This is a genomic window from Anaerosphaera multitolerans (genome assembly GCF_004006535.1).
Taxonomy (GTDB): Bacteria; Bacillota; Clostridia; order Tissierellales; family Peptoniphilaceae; genus Anaerosphaera; species Anaerosphaera multitolerans.
This window is the reverse complement of record NZ_RLIH01000011.1, coordinates 40,448-63,837: the sequence shown is the minus strand read 5'-3', so window position 1 is coordinate 63,837 and position 23,390 is coordinate 40,448. Positions and strand designations below refer to the sequence as shown.

The window sequence follows — 23,390 nt, the reverse complement described above, 5'->3', positions numbered from 1 at the left end:
AAGTATAAAAATACCAGCGGATGCGATAAAGAATCTTCGTTTAAGAACAACTTCCCATTTCTTAACACTTAACGCTCTTTACCTACTCTGTTAATTTCATTCTATAATAGTACCTATTAAAAAGCAACCGATGGACATATGTTTTCAAAATATTTAATATTCAATTTTACTTTTAATTTACTATAAGTTACTAACCATGCTCCTTATAAGGATATTTTTAAATTTGACTTTTTAAAAAAGAACTTTCTTTTCTCAATTTTTCTCTTTAATAAATTAACATAGTTAGCTTTAAAAAAGACCCCACTTAGAGTCTCTTTTAAATTACTAAAATTTAGTTTTTTTCAATGCTTTGTAAAGTGCAATCATTATTATACTAAAAACTACACACTCAACTATTGATTTAGGTATTCGGGTAATTAAAAGCGCATACATACCCTTGCCTAAAAGTTGAGATAACCAAAGAGTATTTAATATCATATAAACTATAATCATCACTAGTACATTACTTAGCACTATTGCAACTATAGGCCTTTCTCTCTTGCCATTTAAAAACAGCAACTTAACTACTCCAGGTATTACTCCTGTTAGAATTGCATTTAATGTAAAGCCAAAATGAAATGCCCCTTGAGGATTGATCATAACTCCTATTAAATCCGATACCAATCCCACAATGCCACCTATATAAGGACCGTATATCAATCCCGATAACATAAGGGGTATGGTGCCAAATCCTATTCTATGAGCTGGATCTAGCATGACAGACAACATTCTCGTAAGTACTATTGAAAGTGCTGCCAAAAATGCGGACCTCACCAAAATCTTAGTACTAATTCCCTTTACACTACGAACTTCTTCACTTTTTTCCATTAAAAAAAGCCCCTTTCAATAAAATCAAAGTAGGGCAAGTATAAAAATACCAGCGGACGCGATAAAGAATCTTCGTTTAAGAACTACATCCCATTTCTTAACACTTGACGCTCTTTACCTACTCTGTTACTATCATTTTATATTAATACATATGCAATATCAATGATATTATCGTTTGGAGGATATTATGGAATATGAAAAATTAGTAAGTTGGATGTTGGATAGAGGCGATCCTCAAGGAGGATATACCTTGGATAATGTAAGGAAACTTCTTTTAAAATTTGACAATCCTCAAGATAAAATCAAAACCATACACGTTGCAGGAACTAATGGAAAGGGCTCAGTATGTAGCTATATTCAAAACTCCCTTTCTAACTCTAATTTAAAATGCGGATTATTTATTTCTCCCTACATTGAAGATATTAGAGAAACCATTCAAATAGATGGAAATTTTATCTCGGATAATTCCTTTAACCACTACCTTAAAAGAGTCTATGACGTCGTAAATATTTTGGATAAAGAGGGATACTATACCACAACTTTTGAAATTTTTGCCACAGTTGCTTTTTTGTATTTCTATGAAGAAAAAGTTGATGTTGCAGTTATTGAAGTAGGTCTTGGCGGAAGAACTGATGCCACAAATGTAATTTCCAAACCAATGGTATCAATCATTACAAGTATTTCCAAAGACCATGTGGGAATACTTGGTTCAACACTTAAAGAAATAGCCTATGAAAAGGGAGGTATTATTAAGAAGGGCGTAGATGTCTTTATCTATCCCGGTGAAAATGAGGCAACAAATGAATTGAAAGAAATTGCCGAAGAAAAAAATGCGCCTCTTCATTCCTTTAACCTTGAAGAAGTAGAAATTATAGATGTAAATAATCTCTATAATGAATTTTCCTTTAGAGATTTTAAAAATTATAAAACTTCGATTTTAGGCAGACACCAAGTATATAATGCCTCTTTAAGCTTAATGGTTTTAAACTATTTAAAGACATATTTTAATTTAAAAGATGAGATTATAAAATCTTCAATTTACAGTGCTAGAAATATAGCTAGGCTTGAAGTTCTTAAAGAAAATCCGTTGCTAATTCTCGATGGAAGTCACAACGTGGAAAGTATAAAGGCTCTTGTGGAAAATTTAAGCAGCTTTAAATATAAAAATTTAATTTTGGGATTTAGCGTTCTAGGAGATAAGGACTTTGACCACATACTTGAAAACTTAATTCCAAAATCAAGTAAAATAGTCCTTACTGAAGTGGACAATCCAAGGGCAATAGACCTTAAAAAACTTTACAGGATAGTTTCAAAATTTACCGATAAAGAGGTCTTTGCTATAGCAGACAGGCGTAGCGCCTTTTTAAAGACGGTTGAACTTGCCAATGAGGAGGATTTAATCCTTTGGTGCGGCTCTCTCTACCTTGTAAGAGATATTAGAAAGATAGCTATTGAAGAGCTAAAGCAATAGTTTGTAACAAAGCTTTCTAAAATATATCTGTAATGTCAACTAAATAAAATCCATTGACAAATAGTTTTATTTTTAGTAATATAAATTGAAATACTTGCTGTGAAAAAGAAAGTAAATTTTATTCTGTTATTAAAGAGAGGTTCGTCAGGTGTAAAGAACTATAACATATAAGATTGAAAATGGCTTTGGAGCACCATCCCGAAATAATTTAGGCTATGGCGGTTTTCCCCGATATAGGAATAGGGTATGATAGTACCTGATGAGATTTGTATTGTGAAATACGAATAAAGAGAAGTGGTAACACGTTAATACGTCTTCTTTGCATATGCAAAGAAGACTTTTTTTATTTTAAAGGAGGATGTAAAAATGAGTTTAGTACCTTTTAGAAGTGATATTGTAGGAAGTTTTTTAAGACCTGAAGAGCTTAAAAAAGCAAGAGAGAATTTTAAAAAAGGTGAAATTACCCGTGAAGAATTAAGAAGTTTGGAAGATAAATTAATAATCGATTTAATTGAAAAACAAAAAGCAAATGGATTAAAAGCTGTGACCGACGGTGAGTTTAGACGTAGGTGGTGGCACCTTGATTTCATCTTGGGATTAAATGGAATTACAAAATTATCTTTAGGAGATATTTCAATGTTTCAAGGGGTTGAAGCAAAAGATGTAGAATCTTCCTATGTAAGCGGAAAGATAAGCTTCTCTAAAGACCATCCCTTTATTGAACACTTTAAATTCGTAAAGAAATATGCCGGAGATGCCATTGCAAAACAAACTATTCCGGGTCCTAATATGATATATTATTCCGCTGTTCTTATATCTCAAAAATACCATGAGAATCCATACTATAACAACCTTAAAGAATTGGAAGAAGACCTTATTAAGGCGTATCAAGACGGTATTCAAGCTTTTTATGATGCGGGCTGTAGATACCTTCAACTTGATGATACAGCTTGGGGCGCCCTATCAGATCCATCTTCTGAAAAAACAATAAAAAAATTCGGATATGATCCAAAAGAACTTGTTCAAAAATTTGGAGATATAACTGAAAAATGTCTTGCTAAAAAACCAAAGGATATGGGAATAACTTTCCATATGTGCAGAGGGAATTTTCAATCTTCATGGCTCTATGAAGGAGATTACGATTTAATATCCAAAAGACTTTTTGAAATAGACAATTTTGACGGTTTCTTTCTAGAATATGACTCAGATAGAGCCGGAGATTTTAAACCTCTTAAAAATTTAAGAAATCAAAAAATTGTACTGGGACTTATCACTTCCAAAGAACCTAAACTTGAAAAAATGGAAGACTTGCTGGAAAGAGTTAAGGAAGCTACAGAATACGTACCATTGGAGCAAATCTGTGTATCTCCTCAATGTGGCTTTGCCTCAACAGAAGAAGGAAACCATTTAACTGAAGAAGATCAATGGAAAAAAATCAGATTATGCGTGGAACTTGGAAATAAAATAGAAGAATTATAAAAGAGGCTATAAGCCTCTTTTAATTTTCAACTGCAGCCTCATAAGTCTTATAAGTTGCAACCATGTAAATCATATAAATCAAGATAAATACAAGAACTGTCAATAATAAGTTTAATATTATATACCCCAAGGTCATTACGCTGGAAAATATTTTATTAATTATCATAACTGTAACTATAGATATTGGCAGTCCCAATATTAAAGGAAATAAAAAGAGAATTAAAATCTGTTGCCAAATTAATTTCCTTATTTCACCTTTAGGTACTCCTAATTTACTAAGCAGTTCATATCTTCTCTTATAGGTCTTAACCCCTGACAGTAAATTCATGGAAAGTACAGTGCACATTACCAGCGCAAATATCAAACCTATTAAAAGCAAGGCCAAGGCAGAACCTGTTAAAGATACCAAGTACTCATTTAAATTCTGTTGAGCTATGGATATATTCCAAGAAAGCTCAATACTTCTACCATTTAAATCATAAACTTCACGAGTCTCCTTATTTACTCCTATAGCATAGCTAAGTAACCTATCATGAAGTTTAATATAATCATAATCCTCTATCTTCCATAAATAAATTTCATTATCCGCCTTTAAATCATTAAGCTCCCTATCTTCTATAACAATATAGTAGGAATTTATATCAATAGTATTCATAGGTTCATCTATTATAGCTTTCAAACTATATTTTTCCCCATTGATTTCATAATCTTTTAAAGATACATCTTTTTTTAAATTTTGCATTTGAAAATAGGTTTGAATAATAAATTCATTTTCCTTTAAACTTACCTCGTCATAACCTGCAGCTAATCTTAACTTATTGTAGTCCGAAAGTGAAAGTAATATCTCCTCTCCATATTCCTCTACTTCTTCCCTAGATAAATGTGAGTAGACAATTTTATAAATTTCAGAAGGAGGAGTTTTGTAAACCTTTAAAGTGGTTTTTTCATTTTTCCCAAAACCACCTACTATTTCTTCAATTCCATTTATATATTCCTCATCTTTTTCTTCCATCCTATAGATTAAATCAAATTTTCCATATTCATCTTCAAAGCCTTTGTAATAATTAGCAAATATTATTCCCATTGACAAAAGTGTCAATGAAAGTACAAATAAAATTGATAATGTTCCCAGTTGCATAGACATGGTCTTAACCTTGCCACCTATAAATCTCACCGGCAAGACTCTTTTTGTAAAATTATTATCTCTTAGTAAAGCACCATTAAATAAAACCACACTTGAAGATGATATTTCATAGATACCTATTAGAATTAAAAGTACAGCAAGGGGAAAAAACGCCATATTAAGCTCTTCACTAAAAGCATGGTTTAAAGTAAATAATCCAACCACTAAAATTATAAAAGACAGACTTAATTTAATAATTTGAATTTTGGGATTCTGATGCTTTTCCACTTCATTTATTCTATCTGATTTAATCCAGTCTATTATCTTATTTCTTTTAAAAAGTCTAAAACTGAAAATATATGAAAATAAATAAGCCAGTGCTGTAACTATAACCGTAACTGTTAAGGACTTTCCAAAGCCTATGAGTTCAAAGGAATATTTAAAGTTCATAAAATTGTAAATTATAATCTTTAATATTTCTCCCAAGAGCAATCCAAACAAAACTCCCAATCCTAAAGAGGCTATGCAAAGGTAAATCTGTTCAATCCAAAAAATCCGTTTTATATTCTTTTGTTCAATTCCCATTAGCATATAGAGCCCAAATTCATTAGACCTTTTATCTACTATAAATTTAACCATGTACTTAATCATTAACGCTACTACTGCCATCATAAAAAGAGAAGCAGCTATTAACATATAATTAAATCCTACTGCCACATTGGACATTTCATAAATTTCATCTATAAATAAAATTCGATTTAAAGCAAACTCCATGGATATTGCAAGGGAAACTGTAATCATATAAATCAAGTAATCTGAAAAAGTTCTCCTTGCATTTCGAAAGGACAGTTTAAACAACATTGTCCTCACCTCCTAGGAGGGCTATAATATCCATAATCTCCAATTGAAATTTCATTTGGTTCTTTTCCCCACGGAATAACTCATTAAAGATCTTTCCGTCTTTTAAAAACAAAACCCTTTGACAATAGCTGGCAGTTTTAGGGTCATGAGTCACTGTTAAAATGGTAGCCCTATTATTCTCATTTAAAGATTTTAAGGTGGACATCAATTGTCTAGATGAGTATGAGTCCAAAGAACCTGTAGGCTCATCGGCCAAAATTAAAGTAGGATTGTGGATTATAGCTCTTGCACAGGCGCACCTCTGTCTTTGACCTCCTGAAATTTCATAGGGAAACTTTTTTAAAACGTCGTCAATTCCTAAAAGATAAGCTATTTCCTTTACTTTTTGAGCAATTACACCCTTATTTTCTCTATTGATAACCAGAGCCAGCCCAATATTTTCTTCTACAGTAAGGGCATCAAGTAAATTATACTCCTGAAAAACAAAGCCCAAATTTTCTCTTCTGAATTTCGCCAATTCTCCACTGGAAATTTTTGTAATATCCCTTTTGTTGAGAAGCACCTCTCCCCCTGTAGGACTATCAATGGTGGAAATGCAGTTTAGCAAGGTGGTCTTTCCGCTTCCTGAAGCTCCCATTATAGCTAGAAACTCTCCCTTAAAAACACTTAGAGTAACGCCATCTACTGCCTTGGTTAAAATCTCTCCACTGCCATAATATTTCTCTAAATTTTTTATTTCTAATATTCTTTCCACTTTACCACTCCTTTAATTCCATTTTACTTTTAAAATTGTAAGGAGTCAGCTTACAGTATTGAAAGGTTCTATTGCCACTGGAAAGGAAAGTCTAAATGAGGTATATTCACTTTCTTTAGATTGAACATCTATTTTTACATTCATCTTATCTGCACACCTCTTTGCAAGATAAAGTCCCAAACCGGAAGCGGATTTTCTTTGAACTCCCGAGCCTGTAAATCCCTTTTCAAATATTCTAGGCAAGTCGGACTTCGGTATTCCTACTCCCCTATCTTCAATATAGAGAATATAATTAAAATCTTCAATTTCTTCATCTATTTTTATACTTCCGCCATTCTTACTGTACTTTATGGAATTTATAATTATTTGATTTAAAATAAAACTCAGCCATTTCCCATCTGTCTTAATAAAAGTCTTTGAATTCACATTTATTTCCAAAGTAATTCCCTTTTCCCTTATCCACTGTTTTTCAGCAATTATTATTTCATGAATACTGTCAAAAATATTTACACTTTCCACATGGTAATCTTTTTCCAACGTATCTAGGCGGATATAATTTAAAGACAAATTTAAAATATCCTCCAACCTTTTTAATTCCTCATAAAATCCTTTTTTATCAGCCACACTTTCTCCCATTATTTTTAACGAGGTAATTGGAGTTTTCATTTCATGTATCCATTCCTCAATAAATTCACGAGATTCCTTTAATTTTTCATTATTATATCTTATTTCCCTTACCATATCCTGACTTGAAAGTTTCATAAGGTCAAAATACATAGCACCCTCTTCGCTCTTTGGTCTCTTTACCAGCTCGTGAATATAGTAATGATGCTCTATATTGCTTACTAGATTTTTTAATTGTTCCCTTTCTTTCTTAAAAGATAGAAATTTTAATCCAAAATATATAAAATCAAAAACAAAGTATAAAATTATTGTCAAAAGGAACATTTCCAACTTAGCTCCCGACAAAACCATTAAAACTGAAACTAAAACTCTTGTAATCCAAAGGTAAAAGATAATCTCCCAATTATTTTCAAAATATTTTTTTAACAAAACCTTATCCCCTCACCTCTAATAGACTCTATAAAATTCTCATCAGATATCTCTGCCAATGATTTTCTAAGTCTACTCAAACTTACGTTTAGAGCATTTGGATCAACATAGTTTCGATTTTCCCAAAGATAATCCATTAACTCTCCTCTATCTACTACTTCACCTGCTTTATTAATTAAATAGAAAAGCAGTTGAAACTCTATAGATGAAAGCTCCAGAACTTCCTTTGAATTGAGATTTTTTATAATTTGTTTATCTATTTCCAATTCTAATTCTTTATAAATTATTGACTTTCTGTTTTCCATTGACTGTGATTTTAACTGCCTGTCAATCCTTGCAAGTAAAATATCCATAGAAAAAGGTTTTTTTATATAATCATCTCCGCCTATATTAAGCGCCTCTATTTCGCTCTTTTCCGAATCACGTCCTGTAATAAACAAAATTGGAATCTTTGTTTGTTTTCTTAAATTCATACACAACTCAAAGCCGTTATAACTTCCCAAGTTTATATCTAACAAAATAAGATTAGGCATAAAGTTATAAAATTCTTTTTTAAAATTTTCTATATCCTTTAAAATATGTGCTTTGTAATTATTTTCCTCTAATTTTTTATATAAATTTTCAGCAAGATTCACATCATCTTCAATTATTAAAATTTTATCCATACTATTCTCCAATAAACTTAGCTATTAAATATTATTAATTACATATAAGAATATCAATCAACTACTTTATAATTTAATTAAGTTAAACTCTTCCTTTAACTTCTTTATAACTTTCACCCCAGCTATACATTGAATCCAACACAGACTTTAAGCTGTAACCTGTTTCTGTCAGACTATACTCAACCTTAGGAGGAACTTCAGCATATACTTTTCTATTTATGAGGCCCTCTTCTTCCATTTCCCTTAAATTAGATGTTAATACCTTTGCAGAAATGGAACCGATGGATTTTTTTAATTCACCAAACCTCTTAGTCCCTTCTAACAAATCTCTTATAATTAAAACTTTCCACTTATTTCCAATTAATGATAATGTCACTTCTACAGGGCAATTAATTTTTCTATCCATAATACACCTCCATTAGTATCATAAGGTAAGTAAGGAACAAAATTGTTCCTACTTTACAAATATACTATACGGATATATTATAACATTATAGAAATGGTTTTACATTATCAAGGAGGGTTATTATGAAAATTGCTGTTATCGGCGCTAATGGAAAAGCAGGTAAACTTATTGTAAAGGAAGCTATTAGCAGAAATTTAGACGTAACTGCCATTGTACGAGGAAAAAATAATAGCGATGCTCAAAAAAGTATTTTAAAAGATTTATTTGAATTAAAATACGAAGATTTAAATGATTTTGATGTTATAATTGATGCCTTTGGAGCATGGACCCCTGATACTTTACCACAACACAGCACTTCTTTAAAACATCTTTGTGATATTTTAAGCGGTAAGGATAATAGGTTGTTAGTAATAGGAGGAGCGGGAAGTCTCTATGTAGATAAAGAGCACTCAAAAATGCTAATGGATACTGAAAATTTCCCAGACGACTTCAAACCCCTAGCTTCCAATATGGCTAAAGCTCTTGATGAGTTAAGAAAAAGAGATGATGTCAATTGGACTTACATCAGTCCAGCTGCTGATTTTCAAGCTGACGGAAAAAGAACTGGAGACTATATTTTATCAGGTGAGGAATTTTCCACTAACTCAAAGGGCGAAAGTCAAATCAGTTATGCTGACTATGCCATTGCAATGGTAGATGAAGCTATAAAGGGAAAAAACATTAAAAAAAGAATATCTGTGCTAAGTAAATAAGAAGTAAGTTCAAAACTTACTTCTTATTTTAATGTTAAACCACTTATAATTCCTATTACTAATAGATGTAGGGGATAGTATATATAAAATATCCATTTGCTGAAAGGAGAACTGCTTCCCCTTTCCCCATTATAGTATTTAAGTAAAATTATAGGAATAAAAAGTCCGAATTCTGAAAGCATGCTTTTATACATTGGCAAATTGCTTATAAAATCATCTAAACCCAAATATACAATTCTGAAAGGTATATATAAGTAGTTTATTAAACTGCTCATTAAAATTATTATTAAATAATAAAACGATTGGTTTTTAAAATCACCATAGTAAAAGTCAAAACCCATCATAATAACTATCCCTATTACAGCCCAATCTCCTATTGAGGAAAGAGCTAAAAGTAAAGATATCACTCCTACCTTTAATAACACATTATTCACTGTTTTATTTACATGGATTGCCATAACTCCTAAACATATGGTGTAAATCACATTTAGATCAAAAAAATTAATATTTCCTATATTTCCATAAGCTCTAAAAAGCATAAAGGGAAAGTAACTGACAACTGCAAAGATGCCAAGTCTCATTATGTATCTCTTTAAATTACTTGTACGATGGTATCCTTCAACTGCCATATAAAACATTACAGGTCCTGTAATCCTTCCTACAAAATGCATTACTATTCCCAGCCAATGTTCATAGGGTATAAAAGCAGTTGCACAGTGGTCAATTGTCATTGCAATAATGGCAATTAATTTTAATTGATAATTTGTTAAACCTCTTTTTTCAACAGTTAATTCCATCCTCTTCTCCCTTCTACTACACTGTCACAGTACTCTACTCTTTAAAAGACATTTTAGCAAAAAAGAATTAAACATTTTCCGTTTAATTCTTTTCCCCACCTTTGTATTTTTTTTCTTCTCTCGTTAAAAGATAATTTGCCATATAGGCTGAAACTTGAAGCGACAACATTCCTATAATGGCTCCGAAAACACCTATATAATCCCTAAAGATTATTACTATAGCCACATAAATAAAGGTTATAAAATATCTTAAGAGAAAATACAATTGATTTTTTAAATTAGCCTGTTTCTCCTCCATACTTACAATTTTATTTATAGATTTTTCCATGGACACAACTTTGTAAATAGATAGGAGTGTTCCTGTAACCAGCCCCAAGGAAAACTTGTCCATAGGCTCAAATAAATAAAACTTGTTTACTATAAAGGCCAAAGCCAAAAATATAAAAATCAAAGCTATTAAACTATAAATCATAAGTTGTGCCGTTCTTGACAATTTTTTAAACCAATTCATTTTTCACGGTCCTTTTTAGTATTATCATATAGATTTTTAAATGCGGCCATTATCCCAAAAATCGTACCGATTATTAGCAATAGAGGGCTGGTGCCAAGCTTTTTATCTAGAAAATTTCCTGTTATAAATCCTATTATAATAGAAAAAACTATTGAAAATGCAATTCTTGACATTTTTCCCAAGGCCTGCAAAATCTTCCTGTTATTTTCCTCTCTATTGCTCATCTCAATCCTCCTCAGGATAGTAGGTTGAATCGGAAATATTCTTTCCATGTACTAGAGAACTGTGTAATGCAAATTCAGCTCGTTGAATATCCAAATCAAATTGAACTTCTTTTAAGTAGCTTTCCTTTAATTTCTCAATGTACTTGGCTTTTAAACTTTCCGCTTCTTCAGGCAGTGCTGCAAATTCAGCCAGTATTACAAGCTTTTCTTCCTTTACCAGTAGCACTCCGCCTTCAATTAGATATTCCTTTTTTTTCTCTTTATTGGAAAATTTAACTATACCGTCTTTTAAAATCAATATACAATTTTGATGCCCCGCTCTTATTCCCATATCACCTTCTTCAGTTCTTACTAAAAGAAAGTCAATAGGCTCTTTAACTGCTGTCTCTGTAGGAGTTATAATGGAAAAATCTATAGTTTTCATTTAATTTCCTCCTTTTTCCACCTCTCCACTTTCTTTAAAGCGTTCAACCACCTGGTCAATAGTTCCTGTATTAAAGAAAAACTGCTCAGGAATATCATCGTGTTTCCCGTCTAAAATTTCTTCAAAACCTCTAAGAGTTTCCTCTAAAGGCACGTATTCTCCCGGAGTTCCCGTAAAGTTTTCTGCGGAGAAAAAAGGTTGAGATAAAAATCTTTGAATTTTTCTAGCTCTTTCTACAGTTAATTTATCCCCATCAGAAAGTTCATCAATCCCTAAAATAGCAATAATATCCTGTAAATCCTCATAGTGTTGAAGTACTTTTTGAACTTCACGCGCAATGTAGTGGTGATGATTACCTAAAATCATAGGATCTAAGATTCTGGAGCTGGACTCCAAAGGATCTACTGCGGGATATATTCCCTGTTCTACAATTCTTCTAGATAGTACCGTAGTGGCATCTAAGTGAGTAAACGTAGTAGCAGGTGCAGGGTCAGTAAGGTCATCTGCCGGAACATAAACTGCCTGTACGGAAGTTATGGATCCCGTCTTAGTTGAAGCTATACGCTCTTGAAGCACTCCCATTTCATTGGCCAATGTTGGTTGATAACCCACTGCACTTGGCATTCTTCCAAGAAGTGCCGATACTTCAGAACCTGCTTGAACAAATCTAAATATATTATCTACAAAGAAAAGTACGTCCTGATCTTCCACATCTCTAAAATATTCAGCCATAGTAAGACCTGAAAGAGCTACTCTCATCCTTGCCCCCGGCGGTTCGTTCATCTGTCCAAAGACAAGAGCCGTCTTATCTATTACGTTGGATTCTATCATTTCATGGTATAGGTCATTTCCCTCTCGGGTTCTCTCTCCAACTCCTGTAAAAACCGAATATCCTCCGTGAACTGTAGCTATGTTTCTAATTAACTCCATTATTAAAACGGTTTTTCCAACTCCCGCTCCTCCAAAGAGTCCAATCTTTCCGCCCTTTAAATAAGGACAGAGCAGGTCAATGGCCTTAATACCCGTCTCCAATACCTCAGTTCCCTCAGACTGTTCTGTTAAAGAAGGAGCCTTCCTATGAATTGCCCACCTTTCCTCTGTCTTAGGTGCACTTCCACCATCTACAGTTTCTCCCAATACGTTGAAAATTCTACCGAGAGTATTTTCTCCCACGGGCACTGTTATTGGTGAACCTGTATTAATAGCCCTTACTCCTCTTGGCATCCCCTCTGTAGGTCCCATGGCAATACATCTAACCATACCGTCTCCCAGCTGTTGCATTACTTCTGCAACTACTATGTCATCTCCATTTTCTATATTAACTGCATGACTTATTGTGGGAACTCTATTTTCTTCAAATTTTATATCTACAACAGCTCCGATAATCTGTGTAACGTGTCCAACAGAACTTTTTACCATCTGTTTCTTCCTTTCTAAGTAATGGCACTTGCACCATTTACGATTTCAATAATCTCTTGAGTAATGGCACCCTGTCTCAACTGGTTATATTCTAAAGTCAACTTGCCTATAATTTCATCTGAATTTTTAGATGCCGAATCCATGCTCATAACTCTGGCGCTTTGTTCCGACATGGAAGCGTCTATCATTGCTCCAAAAATTATTGAAGCCAAGTAATGAGGAACTATCTCCTCAATTAATTTTTCAAACTTTGGCTCCCACATATACTCAACTTTCATTCCCTCTTCTTGCTTTACATCTATGGGTAAAAGTTTTTCTGCTACGGGATATTGGTCTATCATGGATTTAAATTCCGTATAAACCAAGTAAAGCTGAGTTATTTCGCCCGTTTTATATAAGTTGCAAGCACGTCTTGCTATTACGTGAGCTTCATCGTAGAAAGGTCTTTCTGAAACGCCTTGGTAGTTAGCTCTCATTTCTATTCCCGCTCTTTTAAAAGCGCCCACTATTCTTCTACCAATTCCTATTACGGAAACTTCCTTAAAATCTCGGGCAACTTCAATGGCCTTCTTTGCCACATTTATATTGTAACCGCCACACAGTCCTCTGTCGCTGCTAATTACAATTAAACCCACTTTCTCCTCTTCGCTTTGAATAAAGTAGGGATGCTCCAGTTTCTCGTTGCTGGATACTATGGAAGTCATTATTTCTCCAAAGTTACTTATATAATCTCTCGTGGTTTCCGCATAATCCATTACACTTTGAACTTTGGAAGATGATACCAGTTTCATAGAATTGGTAATCTGTTTAGTTCCTTTAATTCCCCTAATTCTATTTTGTATACTCTGTAGTGTTTCCATTTCATCCCCCTATAGCGTATAACTTCTGTTAAATTCATCTACTACTTTTTTAAGTTTTTCTTCCGCATTTTCAGAAAGTTCTCCTCTTTCTCCAATTTCTTCAAGCAAATCCCAGTCCCAAGTTGCCACATATTCCAATAATTTTTCTTCATAATCCACTATATCTTCCCTTGGGATTTCTTTGGGAATTAATCTATTGGTAACTACATAAAATACCACTATCTGTTTTTCTATATCCATTGGGCTGTACTGTTCCTGTTTTAAAATTTCCACTATTCTCTCTCCATGTTCCAGACGTTCCTTAGTAGAAACATCTAAGTCGGAACTGAATTGTGAAAAAGCTTCCAACTCTCTATATTGAGCAAGTTCCGTCCTAATGGGTCCTGAAATTTTTTTCATAGCATTGCTTTGAGCGGCACCCCCCACTCTGGACACGGATAACCCCGGATTAATTGCAGGTCTATTTCCCGCATGAAAGGCGTCAGATTCCAAATATATCTGCCCATCGGTAATTGATATTACATTTGTGGGAATATAGGCTGACATATCGCCTCCCTGTGTTTCCACAATTGGCAGTGCAGTCATAGAACCTCCTCCATACTTCTTGGAAAGCTTTCCGGCTCTTTCCAAAAGCCTTGAATGTAGATAAAAAACATCTCCCGGATAGGCCTCTCTTCCCGGAGGTCGCCTTAATAACAAACTCATTGTACGGTAGGAAACCGCATGTTTGGAAAGGTCGTCAAATATTACTAAAACATCGTCCCCCGACTCCATCCACTCTTCTCCTATAGCAGCTCCCGAATAAGGTGCCAAGTACTGAAGCGAAACGGGATCCGCCGCACTTGCAGATACAATAGTTGTATATTCCATAGCTTCATGTTCTATTAATACATTTATAATCTCAGCCACCGTTGAAGTTTTTTGTCCTATTGCCACATAGATACACTTTACGCCCTTACCCTTCTGATTTAATATTGAATCTATTGCAATGGCAGTCTTACCTGTCTGTCTATCTCCAATAATCAGCTGTCTTTGTCCTCTTCCTATGGGAACCATGGAATCTATGGCCTTGATTCCCGTTTCCAAAGGAGTATCTACACTGCTTCTTGTAATTACACCCGGCGCCACTCTCTCCACAGGTCTGAAAACAGAAGATAAAATCAATCCCTTTCCATCAATTGGTTCTCCCAGCGCATTGACAACTCTTCCCAAAAGTGGATCTCCTACAGGAACCTGCACCACATTTCCGGTCCTAGTTACCAAATCACCTTCAACTATCCCAACTTCACTTCCCAAAAGTACAGTTCCAATATTGTCACTTTCAAGATTCATAGCAATACCGCTTACTCCGTTTTCAAATTTTAAAAGCTCACCTGTTACAACTTCTTTTAAGCCTGAAACTCTTGCAATTCCATCTCCAATTTCCAAAACTCTTCCGGCTTCATGTACTCTTGGCGACGTATCAAAGGATTTAATTTCATTGCGAATTAATTCACCTATATCTGATGGATTTAATTTCATAATTAAAAATACACCCCTTTGTACAATTGCTCTTTCATTCTGGATAATTTACTCTTTATGGAATTGTCTATTACCTTATTGTCTATAATAATTCTAAGTCCTCCCAACAAACTGGTATCCACATGATTTACAATTTCAATTCGCTTGTTAATTTCACCGGAAAGTTTATTTTCCAAATCACTCATCTGTTTTTCCGTTAAGGGTATGGCTGAAATAACTTCTCCATGAACTATTTTTAGTTCCTCTCTCACCATTTCAATAAAAATGTACAAGGTAGGAAGTATATATTTTTCATCTATAAACTTAAAAAATATCTTTAACTCCTCAGGAGTATCTTCAGTTACTTCAAATTTTTTAGTCTTTAAAATTTCCAAGGCCTCTTCATAAATCTCTTCAATATTGTCCTGCTCTCTGGCTATTTTCATTAAAACTTCCGCATACTGTCTACTTAATTTAGCCATAGACCCTCCTCCCAATCTCCTAACATCTCTTCAATTAGTTGATTTTGAGTTTTTTCATCTATTGAAACCTCTACAAATTGACTTGCCATTAAAGTAGACAACTCAATTAATTGTTTTTTCATATCATCTTCTATATTCTTTCGTTCTTCCTCTATTTCCATAATAGCATGGTTGTAAATATTTTCCGCCTCTTCCTTGGCCTCCATTAAAATATGGTCACTACGCTCCATTGCTTTTTTATAGGCGGTAGAAAGAACTTTCTCCCTTTCGCTGTCAATTTCCTTTAAAAGTTTTTCATATTTTTCCTTTAATTCTTCTGCTTCATCTTGACTGGCACGTGCATTATCCAATCTATTCTTTATGGTTTCACTTCGTTTGTCCAAAAAATTCCGCACAGGCTTGTACAATATAAAAGTAAGTACAAATATTAACACAATTAAATTAATTACCTGTGGAAGAATGGCTTTTAAAAGTTCACTATCAAAAGATATAATGTTTCCATCTGGTAAATCAGCTGAAGCATTCATTATTACTGAACTAAACATTATACTTAACACTTTCATACCTTCTTTCTAAGCTAAAATAGCAGTGAAAGGATTGGCCAAAAGAAGTATTAAGGCTACAATAAGTCCGTAAATTGAACAGGTCTCAGCCAAAGCACAACCTATTAGCATGGTACTTGTAATATCTCCTCTTGCCTCTGGTTGACGACCAACTGCCGCAGCTGCATTTCCCGCAGCTATTCCCTGTCCCAATCCTGAACCCAGTCCTGATAACGTTGCTATTGCTGCTCCTAAAGCAGACATTCCCATTACAAATGCTCTTCCATCCATAGTTATTTCTCCTTTTCTAAATTGTAATTAATTTCCCTTTTGTTGAATCATCGTCATACTAAGTACTGTAAAAATAAAGGCCTGAAGCGCTCCTGCAAATATGTCAAAGTACATATGCAGTGCGGAAGGCAGTACAAAGCTTAAAAAATATGGAATCATATGATAAACTAACCCCAAAATTATAACTCCGCCTAAAATATTTCCAAACAACCTAAATGTAAGTGATAAAATGTCGGAAATTTCCGATATAAAATTAATTGGTAGGAATACGGGATAAGGCTCTATAAAACTTCTTAAATAATGTCCCCTTTGTCTCTTAATACCGGTAATATGTACCAATACAAAAGTACTTCCCGCCAATACAATAGTAGTGGATAAATCAGCAGTAGGTGGTCGTAAACCAATTAACCCGCTGTAGTTTGAAATTAAAATAAAGGCAAATACGGCAAAGAAATATCCCCCGAATTCACGATAATCTTTACCCATGGTATTAGTGGTAAATTTATCCATAACCTCCACTAAACTCTCAACAATATTTTGGAACCCCCTGGGCACTTCTTTAAAATTTTTAAGTTTTATTCTTACAACTATTGCAAAAAGTATTAAAATTGCCATTACAACCCAAGTTGCAATAAGAGTATCCGTTAAATAAAACTTAACACCACCTATTTCAAATAGCACCGCTAAATTCCTATTGGTAAAATCCAAGCTATCACCTAATTTCTATTATTTTTCTTAAGTATATCCTATTTCCCGCCCAAATAACATAAAGAAACTGTTAAGATTTACCCACTCATGCTATAATTATTATGATTAAAAATTGAAAGGAGTAAATTTAATGACTCAAATTCCTTTAGATATTAGCAAGGTAAAAGAGGAGAAGGAACCCAAGATAAATCCAAAGACTATGAACTGGATAATAACTCTTGGACTTATTGTATTGCTTTTAATTGTAACCTTACCCCTTCGCGGAATTTTAGACAGTACAAGTCTAATACTGGTATATACATTGGTAGTACTGGTTATTTCAAATTTAACCACAGGTCACTTCTACGGTTTTTTCTCAGCAATAGTCTGTACTTCCCTCTTTGATTATTTTATTAACTATCCTCAAAACGCCTTTGAGTTTTCAATAAAATTTCCTATAACACTTTTTATAATGCTTGCGGTGAGTTTGGCTAACAGTGCCATAACTGCACATTTAAAAGATATATTAACTTTATCTAAAAAAAGAGAGGAACAAACTTTAGTTATAAATGAAATTTTTCAGGAGCTTGTTGATTCAACAGATGAAAAGGACATTGTAAACATTGCAAATCAAAATCTTGCAGCTCACCTTAAACGATCTGTAATTTTTTATTTGGGAGAGCCCAGTGAAGCAAACTCCTATGTAACTTCTTTTCCAAAGGACTTAAATCCACAGGCCTTTAAAGAAATTTACGAAGTCAGATCTGCAAAATATGCCTTTGAGGAGGGTCGTCCCGCAGGATACGGAACAAATTATAACGGCGACAGAGAAGTTTATTACGCACCCATAAATAGTGATGTGGATTATGGAGTAGTTGGAATATCCTGTCATAACAAACCTTTAAAAGAAGATGATTACGACTTTATAAAATTAGTTCTTTCCCAAGTTCTTTTGGCGCTGGAACGTCAACATTCCCAAAGGCAACAACAGGAATCGAAGTTTGAAACCGAAAGAGAAAAAATGAGAAACAACCTATTAAGATCTGTCTCTCATGATTTAAGAACACCTTTAACCAGTATTTTAGGAGCTAGCGAAACACTTTTAGACGACAGTATTGAGTTTGATCGCAAAGAGAGAAAAAATTTAATTTGTAAAATTAAAGAAGAAGCTCAATGGCTTTCACGTATTGTGGAAAATTTACTTGCCGTCACTCGCATTAGCGATGAAAAAACCTATATTAAAACTGTACCGGAAATGGCTGAAGAAGTAATTGAACAAGCTGTGAGAAATATTCAAAAATGGTATCCCGATTGGTCTATTCATGTAAAAACACCTAAAGAACCTATATTTATACCTATGGATGCAACTTTAATTTCTCAGGTTTTAATAAATCTGTTGGAAAATGCAATTAAACATTCTTCTCCAGATGATTTGATTTTTGTAAATTTAAAAGAAGAGGACAATTATGCCCTATTTGAAGTTAGCGACAACGGCTCAGGTATATCTGAAGATCTTTTGGAAAATCTCTTTGATACACCTGTTACAGGAGCATCACGCTCCATTGATTCCTCAAGCGGCGCAGGCATAGGACTCTCTATTTGCAGCTCCATTATAAGAGCTCACGGAGGTAACATATCAGGTAAAAATAAAGAATCAGGTGGTGCCACTTTCTCCTTTAAACTTCCACTATTAAAAGAAGAGGACAAAAATGAAGCTGAAAAAGAAAATCCTAATAATTGAAGACGATCCTTCTATAACTCAGATTTTAATTTTAAATCTAAAAGGACATTACGAAGTTATAACTGCAGAAAATGGCACTCTAGGTTTTGATAAGTTAATTTCAGAAAGAGCGGATTTAATATTACTTGACTTAGGCTTACCTGATATGGATGGTATGGACCTTTTGGCAAAAATTAAAAAGGATTTCGATACCCCTTTAATTGTAGTATCTGCTCGACAAACGGAAAAAGACATAGTAGAAGCTTTGGACTTGGGGGCCAATGACTATGTAGTAAAACCCTTTGGCACTGAGGAACTGTTGGCGCGAATTCGAAGAAGTTTAAGACACTATTCACCTGAAAAAAGAACCTATGAAGTAGGGGATTTTGCCATTGACTTTGATAAACGACAAGTAAGTATGAAAGGAAATCAAATTCATTTAACTCCCATTGAATACGGCATTGTAGCCTTTCTATCTTCAAAACCCGGCAAGGTCCTAACTCATAATCAAATTATAAACAAAGTATGGGGACCCTATGAATCTGATAATCAAATTCTAAGAGTAAATATGGCAAACATACGCAGAAAAATAGAAAAAAATCCTGCAACGCCCACATACTTTATTACTGACGCCGGTATAGGATATAAAATCATAGATGAGAATGATATAAAATAGAAGTAGACATATTATATGCCTACTTCTATTTTATCTTATTTCTTTCTCACTACTAAATTATCATTTTCAACATCTATTAAAATAGTTTCATTATCTTCAATAGTTCCCTTAATAATCATCTTGGAAATTTCAGTTTCAATATTTGATTGAATAAATCTTTTAACAGGTCTTGCACCATATTGTACATTATAAGCTCTATTTAAGATTAAGTTAAGAGCATCTTCCGTTTCCTCTATTAAAATATTTCTATCCTCAAGTTTTATTTCAATTTCCTTAATTTGAACTTCAATAATTTTAAATATTTCATTTCTTGAAAGCGGTTTAAACATTACAATCTCATCAACTCTGTTTAGAAATTCAGGTCTAAATCTAAGTTTCATTTCGGAATCTACAGCCTCTCTCGCCTCAGAAGTGATATTTCCATCTACTCCAATTCCATCTATTAAATAGGAAGATCCAATATTTGAAGTCATTATAATTACAGTGTTTTTAAAGTCCACTGTCCTACCCTGATTGTCTGTTAATCTTCCGTCGTCTAAAACTTGAAGCAAAATATTAAATACATCCGGATGAGCTTTTTCAATTTCATCAAAAAGTATTACGCTATAAGGCTTTCTTCTAACTGCCTCAGTTAGCTGTCCTCCTTCATCATAACCAACATAGCCTGGAGGTGAACCGATTAATCTTGATACAGAATGCTTTTCCATATACTCACTCATATCAATACGAATCATATTTCTTTCATCGTCAAAAAGTGTTTCAGTTAAAGCCTTTGCTGTTTCAGTCTTACCAACTCCTGTAGGTCCCAGAAATATAAAGGAACCAATAGGTCTATTCTCACTTTTAAGTCCTGCTCTCGCCCTTAAAACCGCATCTGATACTACTTCCACAGCCTCATCTTGTCCAATTACTCTTTCATGTAAGGTATCGGAAAGATTTAAAAGCTTCTCTCTTTGACTTTGATTTAATTTTTCAACAGGGATACCCGTCCATCTTGATACTACTTCGGCAATTTCATCTTCTGTAACTTCCTCTTTTACCATGGAATCTTCGCCCTCTGTCTTCTCTTCAGCAGACTTTAACTCCTCTTCAAGTTTAGGAAGTTCACCATACTTCAACTGAGAAAGTCTTTCAAGGTCATAAGCTCTTTCAGCTTCTTCTATTTCATGTTTAATGTCATCAATTTGCTTTTTTATGTCCTTTACTTTTTCAAGTTCTTTCTTTTCACTTTCCCATTTAGCTTTTAAAATATCAAATCTGGACTTATCCTCTGAAAGTTCCGCCTCCAAATCTTCCAGTCTTTTTTTAGAAGCTTCATCAGTTTCCTTTTTAAGAGCTTCTCTTTCTATTTCAAGTTGTAATATCTTTCTTCTAATGTCATCTATTTCCGTAGGCATAGAATCTATTTCAGTCCTAAGCATTGCGCAGGACTCGTCCATTAAGTCTATAGCCTTATCAGGTAAAAATCTATCGGAAATATATCTATCTGAAAGAGTTGCAGCTGCTATTACAGCAGAATCGGAAATTCTTATTCCGTGATAGATTTCATACTTCCCCTTTATTCCTCTTAAAATTGATATTGTGTCTTCCACAGTCGGCTCTGAAACTAAAACTTTTTGAAAACGTCTTTCAAGAGCAGGATCCTTTTCAATATACTTTCTATACTCATCTAATGTAGTTGCGCCAATGGCGTGTAGCTCTCCTCTTGCCAGCATAGGCTTTAACATATTGGAAGCGTCCATTGCACCTTCAGTTTTCCCCGCTCCCACAATGTTGTGGATTTCATCAATGAACATTAAAATTTCGCCGTCGCTTTTTTCCACTTCTGCAAGCACGGCTTTAAGTCTTTCCTCAAATTCCCCTCTGTATTTTGCACCTGCAACTAAAGCTCCCATATCTAGAGAGAATATAGTTTTATTTTTTAAACCCTCAGGTACATCCCCGCTAATAATCCTTTGAGCAAGACCTTCAACAATGGCAGTCTTACCTACACCAGGTTCACCTATTAAAACAGGATTGTTCTTAGTTCTTCTAGATAAAATTCTAATTACATTTCTAACTTCCTCATCTCTTCCAATTACCGGATCGATTTTTCCTTCCTTTGCTTCCAAAGTTAGGTCCCTGCCGTACTTTTCTAGAGAATCATAAGTTCCCTCAGGATTGTCACTTCTAACATTTTGATTTCCCCTGATTTTCTTTAAAGCTTCTAAGAAACCCTCCATATTTAAATGATACTTTGCAAATATTTTAGATGATTTAGTATTTTTTTGTGATAAAAGCGCCATATAAATATGTTCCACAGACACATAGTCATCACCAAACTGCCCTGAATATTTCAATGCTTTTTCCAAAACTTCAGAATATTCCTTTGATGCATATTGCGTACCTCCACTTTGTTTTGGAAGTTTTGCAATTTCATCATCTACATCCTTTAAAAACATTTCCATTGCAATACCTAAGTATTTTAAAATCTTAGGTATTAAACCATCTCTGTCTTGAATCAACGCTCTGTGAAGATGAATTTCCTCTATTTGAGGGTTGCCATACTCAGTTGCAATTGATTGAGAAGCTTGCACTGCTTCAATTGATTTTTGAGTAAATTTTTCAAAATTCATAACATCACTCCTTACTGTTTTCTATAACTATTCTTTAAATCTTCATAAATTTTTAATTGTTCTTCTGTTAAATTTGTAGGATTTACAATATTAAACCTAATATACAAATCCCCCACATTCCCTGCCAGGTTTTTAAAACCCTTGGAAGGAATTCTCAGTTTACTTCCACCTTTAAATCCTTTCGGAATTTGTACCTTTATCTTTCCACTTAAAGTAGAAACCACTATTTTATCTCCCAATGCAGCTTGCCAAGGATAGATTTCCTCTTCCTTAATAATATTCAACCCATCAAGAGATTCCGTAGTGGATGTGTAAACATCTATTTTAAATAAAATGTCTCCTGTTATTCCATATTTATCCGCTTTAACTTTTATTTTCTTACCGGGTGTAATGCCTGCGGGCACTTTCACCGGTATTTCCACATTTTTACCATTTAAGGAAAGTGAAACATTTCGAGTAGTTCCATGGTATGCTTCATCTAAAGAAATACTTAAATCAGTATTATAACTTTGTCTTTGAGCTGACCTCCTTGACTTCCTATTACTTCCACCTAAATCTGAAAATATGTCGGAAAAGCTAAATCCACTTCCCGTACTTTGCTGATTTGATGAGCCGAAGAACATTTCAAAGAAATCAGAAAAATCTCCACTTCCACCACTGCTGGTATAAGTGTATCCAAATTGTGACGGATCAAAGTTTGCGCCATTTGCAAAATCATAATTTGAACCAAAAGTATCATACTTCTGTTTTTTATCCGGATCAGACAATACCTCATAAGCTTCATTTATTTCCTTAAATTTTTCTTCTTTTTTTTCATCCCCCTTATTTAAGTCAGGGTGATATTTTTTTGCAAGTTTTTTATAGGCTGATTTTATTTCCTTAGCACTTGCATCCTTACTTACTCCTAAAATTTCATAGTAATCTCTATATTCCAAATAATCACTTCCTTAACGTCAATATTTTTGACCTTCTTTGACCTTAATTTATTATAACCCATTCCTAGACCAAAATCAATAGCAATAAGGAACATTTTAAAAATATTTTTCCTGTTTTCCTCTAGGTAATTTGCCTATTAATATCCATTTTTAAAAATTCCAAATAATCTAAAACTAAAAAATTAACTATCTTTAAATATACTATTATCATTTTTCTTTTACCCCTTTAAAAAAAATCTAATAAACATTAATGTTCTAACTTTTGGTCTGAAACTA

At 33.7% G+C, this 23,390-nt stretch carries 24 protein-coding genes, 2 riboswitches and 1 other annotated feature; of the genes, 5 read left to right on the top strand and 19 right to left on the bottom strand.

Annotation, left to right across the window (positions count from 1 at the left end):
- Window positions 1-12 precede the first annotated feature (12 nt).
- A riboswitch (THF riboswitch) is annotated at window positions 13-92 on the bottom strand.
- A gap of 232 nt (window positions 93-324) precedes the next feature.
- Complete coding sequence (locus EF514_RS07975) at window positions 325-867, bottom strand: folate family ECF transporter S component (RefSeq protein WP_127724914.1); 543 nt, start codon at window positions 865-867, stop codon at window positions 325-327.
- A 48-nt stretch (window positions 868-915) separates the two neighbouring features.
- Window positions 916-995: riboswitch (THF riboswitch) on the bottom strand.
- Window positions 996-1,054: 59 nt separating this feature from the next.
- Here EF514_RS07975 and EF514_RS07970 point away from each other — a divergent pair.
- Window positions 1,055-2,338, top strand: coding sequence for a bifunctional folylpolyglutamate synthase/dihydrofolate synthase (locus tag EF514_RS07970; protein WP_127724913.1), 1,284 nt, complete (start codon window positions 1,055-1,057; stop codon window positions 2,336-2,338).
- 90 nt (window positions 2,339-2,428) lie between these two features.
- Window positions 2,429-2,659 (top strand) — a binding site (T-box leader).
- Window positions 2,660-2,704: 45 nt separating this feature from the next.
- On the top strand, window positions 2,705-3,817 hold the full coding sequence (locus EF514_RS07965) for a 5-methyltetrahydropteroyltriglutamate--homocysteine S-methyltransferase (protein ID WP_127724912.1): 1,113 nt from the start codon (window positions 2,705-2,707) through the stop codon (window positions 3,815-3,817).
- 19 nt (window positions 3,818-3,836) lie between these two features.
- Here the strand turns inward: EF514_RS07965 and EF514_RS07960 are convergent, their stop codons facing one another.
- From EF514_RS07960 to EF514_RS07940, 5 genes are all read right to left on the bottom strand, one after another.
- On the bottom strand, window positions 3,837-5,801 hold the full coding sequence (locus tag EF514_RS07960) for an FtsX-like permease family protein (protein ID WP_127724911.1): 1,965 nt from the start codon (window positions 5,799-5,801) through the stop codon (window positions 3,837-3,839).
- Window positions 5,791-6,555 carry an ABC transporter ATP-binding protein gene (locus tag EF514_RS07955; RefSeq protein WP_127724910.1) on the bottom strand — a complete coding sequence of 255 codons (765 nt, stop codon included), beginning with the start codon at window positions 6,553-6,555 and terminating at the stop codon, window positions 5,791-5,793. Before EF514_RS07955 ends, EF514_RS07960 begins: the two co-directional genes overlap by 11 nt.
- Window positions 6,556-6,600: 45 nt before the next feature.
- Entirely contained in the window at window positions 6,601-7,608 is a 1,008-nt protein-coding gene (locus EF514_RS07950) for a sensor histidine kinase (RefSeq protein WP_127724909.1), read from the bottom strand.
- Window positions 7,602-8,273: a response regulator transcription factor gene (locus tag EF514_RS07945; protein ID WP_127724908.1), complete on the bottom strand. Its 672-nt coding sequence runs from the start codon at window positions 8,271-8,273 to the stop codon at window positions 7,602-7,604. The genes EF514_RS07950 and EF514_RS07945 overlap by 7 nt, the downstream gene beginning before the upstream one ends.
- Window positions 8,274-8,355: 82 nt before the next feature.
- A complete protein-coding gene (locus EF514_RS07940) occupies window positions 8,356-8,679 on the bottom strand; it encodes a winged helix-turn-helix transcriptional regulator (protein ID WP_127724907.1) in 324 nt (107 codons plus the stop codon).
- 122 nt (window positions 8,680-8,801) lie between these two features.
- On the opposite strand from EF514_RS07940, the gene EF514_RS07935 reads away from it, so the two are divergent.
- Window positions 8,802-9,431 (top strand): NAD(P)-dependent oxidoreductase, encoded by a 630-nt coding sequence (locus EF514_RS07935; RefSeq protein ID WP_127724906.1) that lies wholly within the window; start codon window positions 8,802-8,804, stop codon window positions 9,429-9,431.
- A gap of 23 nt (window positions 9,432-9,454) precedes the next feature.
- Here the strand turns inward: EF514_RS07935 and EF514_RS07930 are convergent, their stop codons facing one another.
- From EF514_RS07930 to atpB, 11 genes are all read right to left on the bottom strand, one after another.
- Entirely contained in the window at window positions 9,455-10,228 is a 774-nt protein-coding gene (locus tag EF514_RS07930; protein WP_127724905.1) for a TraX family protein, read from the bottom strand.
- 82 nt (window positions 10,229-10,310) lie between these two features.
- Window positions 10,311-10,739 (bottom strand): ATP synthase subunit I, encoded by a 429-nt coding sequence (locus EF514_RS07925; RefSeq protein WP_127724904.1) that lies wholly within the window; start codon window positions 10,737-10,739, stop codon window positions 10,311-10,313.
- Window positions 10,736-10,963, bottom strand: a complete 228-nt coding sequence (locus EF514_RS07920) for an AtpZ/AtpI family protein (protein ID WP_205666397.1) — start codon at window positions 10,961-10,963, stop codon at window positions 10,736-10,738. Before EF514_RS07920 ends, EF514_RS07925 begins: the two co-directional genes overlap by 4 nt.
- 1 nt (window position 10,964) lies before the next feature.
- Window positions 10,965-11,387, bottom strand: coding sequence for a FoF1 ATP synthase subunit delta/epsilon (locus EF514_RS07915; RefSeq protein WP_127724903.1), 423 nt, complete (start codon window positions 11,385-11,387; stop codon window positions 10,965-10,967).
- Window positions 11,388-12,806, bottom strand: a complete 1,419-nt coding sequence (gene atpD / locus EF514_RS07910; RefSeq protein ID WP_127724902.1) for a F0F1 ATP synthase subunit beta — start codon at window positions 12,804-12,806, stop codon at window positions 11,388-11,390.
- Window positions 12,807-12,820: 14 nt separating this feature from the next.
- A complete protein-coding gene (gene atpG / locus EF514_RS07905) occupies window positions 12,821-13,666 on the bottom strand; it encodes an ATP synthase F1 subunit gamma (RefSeq protein ID WP_127724901.1) in 846 nt (281 codons plus the stop codon).
- 9 nt (window positions 13,667-13,675) lie between these two features.
- Window positions 13,676-15,187, bottom strand: a complete 1,512-nt coding sequence (gene atpA / locus EF514_RS07900; RefSeq protein WP_127724900.1) for a F0F1 ATP synthase subunit alpha — start codon at window positions 15,185-15,187, stop codon at window positions 13,676-13,678.
- A 2-nt stretch (window positions 15,188-15,189) separates the two neighbouring features.
- Complete coding sequence (gene atpH / locus EF514_RS07895) at window positions 15,190-15,648, bottom strand: ATP synthase F1 subunit delta (protein ID WP_127724899.1); 459 nt, start codon at window positions 15,646-15,648, stop codon at window positions 15,190-15,192.
- Complete coding sequence (atpF, locus tag EF514_RS07890) at window positions 15,636-16,211, bottom strand: F0F1 ATP synthase subunit B (protein ID WP_127724898.1); 576 nt, start codon at window positions 16,209-16,211, stop codon at window positions 15,636-15,638. Before atpF ends, atpH begins: the two co-directional genes overlap by 13 nt.
- A 9-nt stretch (window positions 16,212-16,220) precedes the next feature.
- Complete coding sequence (gene atpE / locus EF514_RS07885; protein ID WP_127724897.1) at window positions 16,221-16,481, bottom strand: ATP synthase F0 subunit C; 261 nt, start codon at window positions 16,479-16,481, stop codon at window positions 16,221-16,223.
- Between the two features lie 27 nt (window positions 16,482-16,508).
- A complete protein-coding gene (gene atpB, locus EF514_RS07880) occupies window positions 16,509-17,189 on the bottom strand; it encodes a F0F1 ATP synthase subunit A (protein ID WP_127724896.1) in 681 nt (226 codons plus the stop codon).
- Between the two features lie 130 nt (window positions 17,190-17,319).
- Here atpB and EF514_RS07875 point away from each other — a divergent pair, with 130 nt between their 5' ends.
- Together EF514_RS07875 and EF514_RS07870 are read left to right on the top strand one after the other, a co-directional pair.
- Entirely contained in the window at window positions 17,320-18,909 is a 1,590-nt protein-coding gene (locus tag EF514_RS07875; protein ID WP_127724895.1) for an ATP-binding protein, read from the top strand.
- On the top strand, window positions 18,878-19,564 hold the full coding sequence (locus EF514_RS07870) for a response regulator transcription factor (RefSeq protein ID WP_127724894.1): 687 nt from the start codon (window positions 18,878-18,880) through the stop codon (window positions 19,562-19,564). Before EF514_RS07875 ends, EF514_RS07870 begins: the two co-directional genes overlap by 32 nt.
- A gap of 35 nt (window positions 19,565-19,599) precedes the next feature.
- On the opposite strand, the gene clpB is transcribed toward EF514_RS07870, so the two are convergent.
- Window positions 19,600-22,179, bottom strand: coding sequence for an ATP-dependent chaperone ClpB (gene clpB / locus EF514_RS07865; RefSeq protein WP_127724893.1), 2,580 nt, complete (start codon window positions 22,177-22,179; stop codon window positions 19,600-19,602).
- Between the two features lie 11 nt (window positions 22,180-22,190).
- Window positions 22,191-23,114, bottom strand: a complete 924-nt coding sequence (locus tag EF514_RS07860; RefSeq protein WP_127724892.1) for a DnaJ C-terminal domain-containing protein — start codon at window positions 23,112-23,114, stop codon at window positions 22,191-22,193.
- Window positions 23,115-23,390 lie beyond the last annotated feature (276 nt).

Excerpts from the sequence above, each read along its gene's own strand:
- EF514_RS07915 (WP_127724903.1), bottom strand. The coding sequence starts at position 11,387 with ATGAAAACTATAGATTTTTCCATTATAACTCCTACAGAGACAGCAGTT.
- atpH (WP_127724899.1), bottom strand. The coding sequence starts at position 15,648 with ATGGCTAAATTAAGTAGACAGTATGCGGAAGTTTTAATGAAAATAGCC.
- EF514_RS07960 (WP_127724911.1), bottom strand. The coding sequence starts at position 5,801 with ATGTTGTTTAAACTGTCCTTTCGAAATGCAAGGAGAACTTTTTCAGAT.
- EF514_RS07870 (WP_127724894.1), top strand. The coding sequence starts at position 18,878 with ATGAAGCTGAAAAAGAAAATCCTAATAATTGAAGACGATCCTTCTATA.
- atpA (WP_127724900.1), bottom strand. The coding sequence starts at position 15,187 with ATGAAATTAAATCCATCAGATATAGGTGAATTAATTCGCAATGAAATT.
- EF514_RS07970 (WP_127724913.1), top strand. The coding sequence starts at position 1,055 with ATGGAATATGAAAAATTAGTAAGTTGGATGTTGGATAGAGGCGATCCT.
- clpB (WP_127724893.1), bottom strand. The coding sequence starts at position 22,179 with ATGAATTTTGAAAAATTTACTCAAAAATCAATTGAAGCAGTGCAAGCT.
- EF514_RS07875 (WP_127724895.1), top strand. The coding sequence starts at position 17,320 with ATGACTCAAATTCCTTTAGATATTAGCAAGGTAAAAGAGGAGAAGGAA.
- atpF (WP_127724898.1), bottom strand. The coding sequence starts at position 16,211 with ATGAAAGTGTTAAGTATAATGTTTAGTTCAGTAATAATGAATGCTTCA.
- EF514_RS07965 (WP_127724912.1), top strand. The coding sequence starts at position 2,705 with ATGAGTTTAGTACCTTTTAGAAGTGATATTGTAGGAAGTTTTTTAAGA.
- EF514_RS07925 (WP_127724904.1), bottom strand. The coding sequence starts at position 10,739 with ATGAATTGGTTTAAAAAATTGTCAAGAACGGCACAACTTATGATTTAT.
- EF514_RS07935 (WP_127724906.1), top strand. The coding sequence starts at position 8,802 with ATGAAAATTGCTGTTATCGGCGCTAATGGAAAAGCAGGTAAACTTATT.
- atpG (WP_127724901.1), bottom strand. The coding sequence starts at position 13,666 with ATGGAAACACTACAGAGTATACAAAATAGAATTAGGGGAATTAAAGGA.
- atpD (WP_127724902.1), bottom strand. The coding sequence starts at position 12,806 with ATGGTAAAAAGTTCTGTTGGACACGTTACACAGATTATCGGAGCTGTT.
- atpE (WP_127724897.1), bottom strand. The coding sequence starts at position 16,481 with ATGGATGGAAGAGCATTTGTAATGGGAATGTCTGCTTTAGGAGCAGCA.
- EF514_RS07975 (WP_127724914.1), bottom strand. The coding sequence starts at position 867 with ATGGAAAAAAGTGAAGAAGTTCGTAGTGTAAAGGGAATTAGTACTAAG.
- EF514_RS07920 (WP_205666397.1), bottom strand. The coding sequence starts at position 10,963 with ATGAGCAATAGAGAGGAAAATAACAGGAAGATTTTGCAGGCCTTGGGA.
- EF514_RS07930 (WP_127724905.1), bottom strand. The coding sequence starts at position 10,228 with ATGGAATTAACTGTTGAAAAAAGAGGTTTAACAAATTATCAATTAAAA.
- EF514_RS07940 (WP_127724907.1), bottom strand. The coding sequence starts at position 8,679 with ATGGATAGAAAAATTAATTGCCCTGTAGAAGTGACATTATCATTAATT.
- EF514_RS07945 (WP_127724908.1), bottom strand. The coding sequence starts at position 8,273 with ATGGATAAAATTTTAATAATTGAAGATGATGTGAATCTTGCTGAAAAT.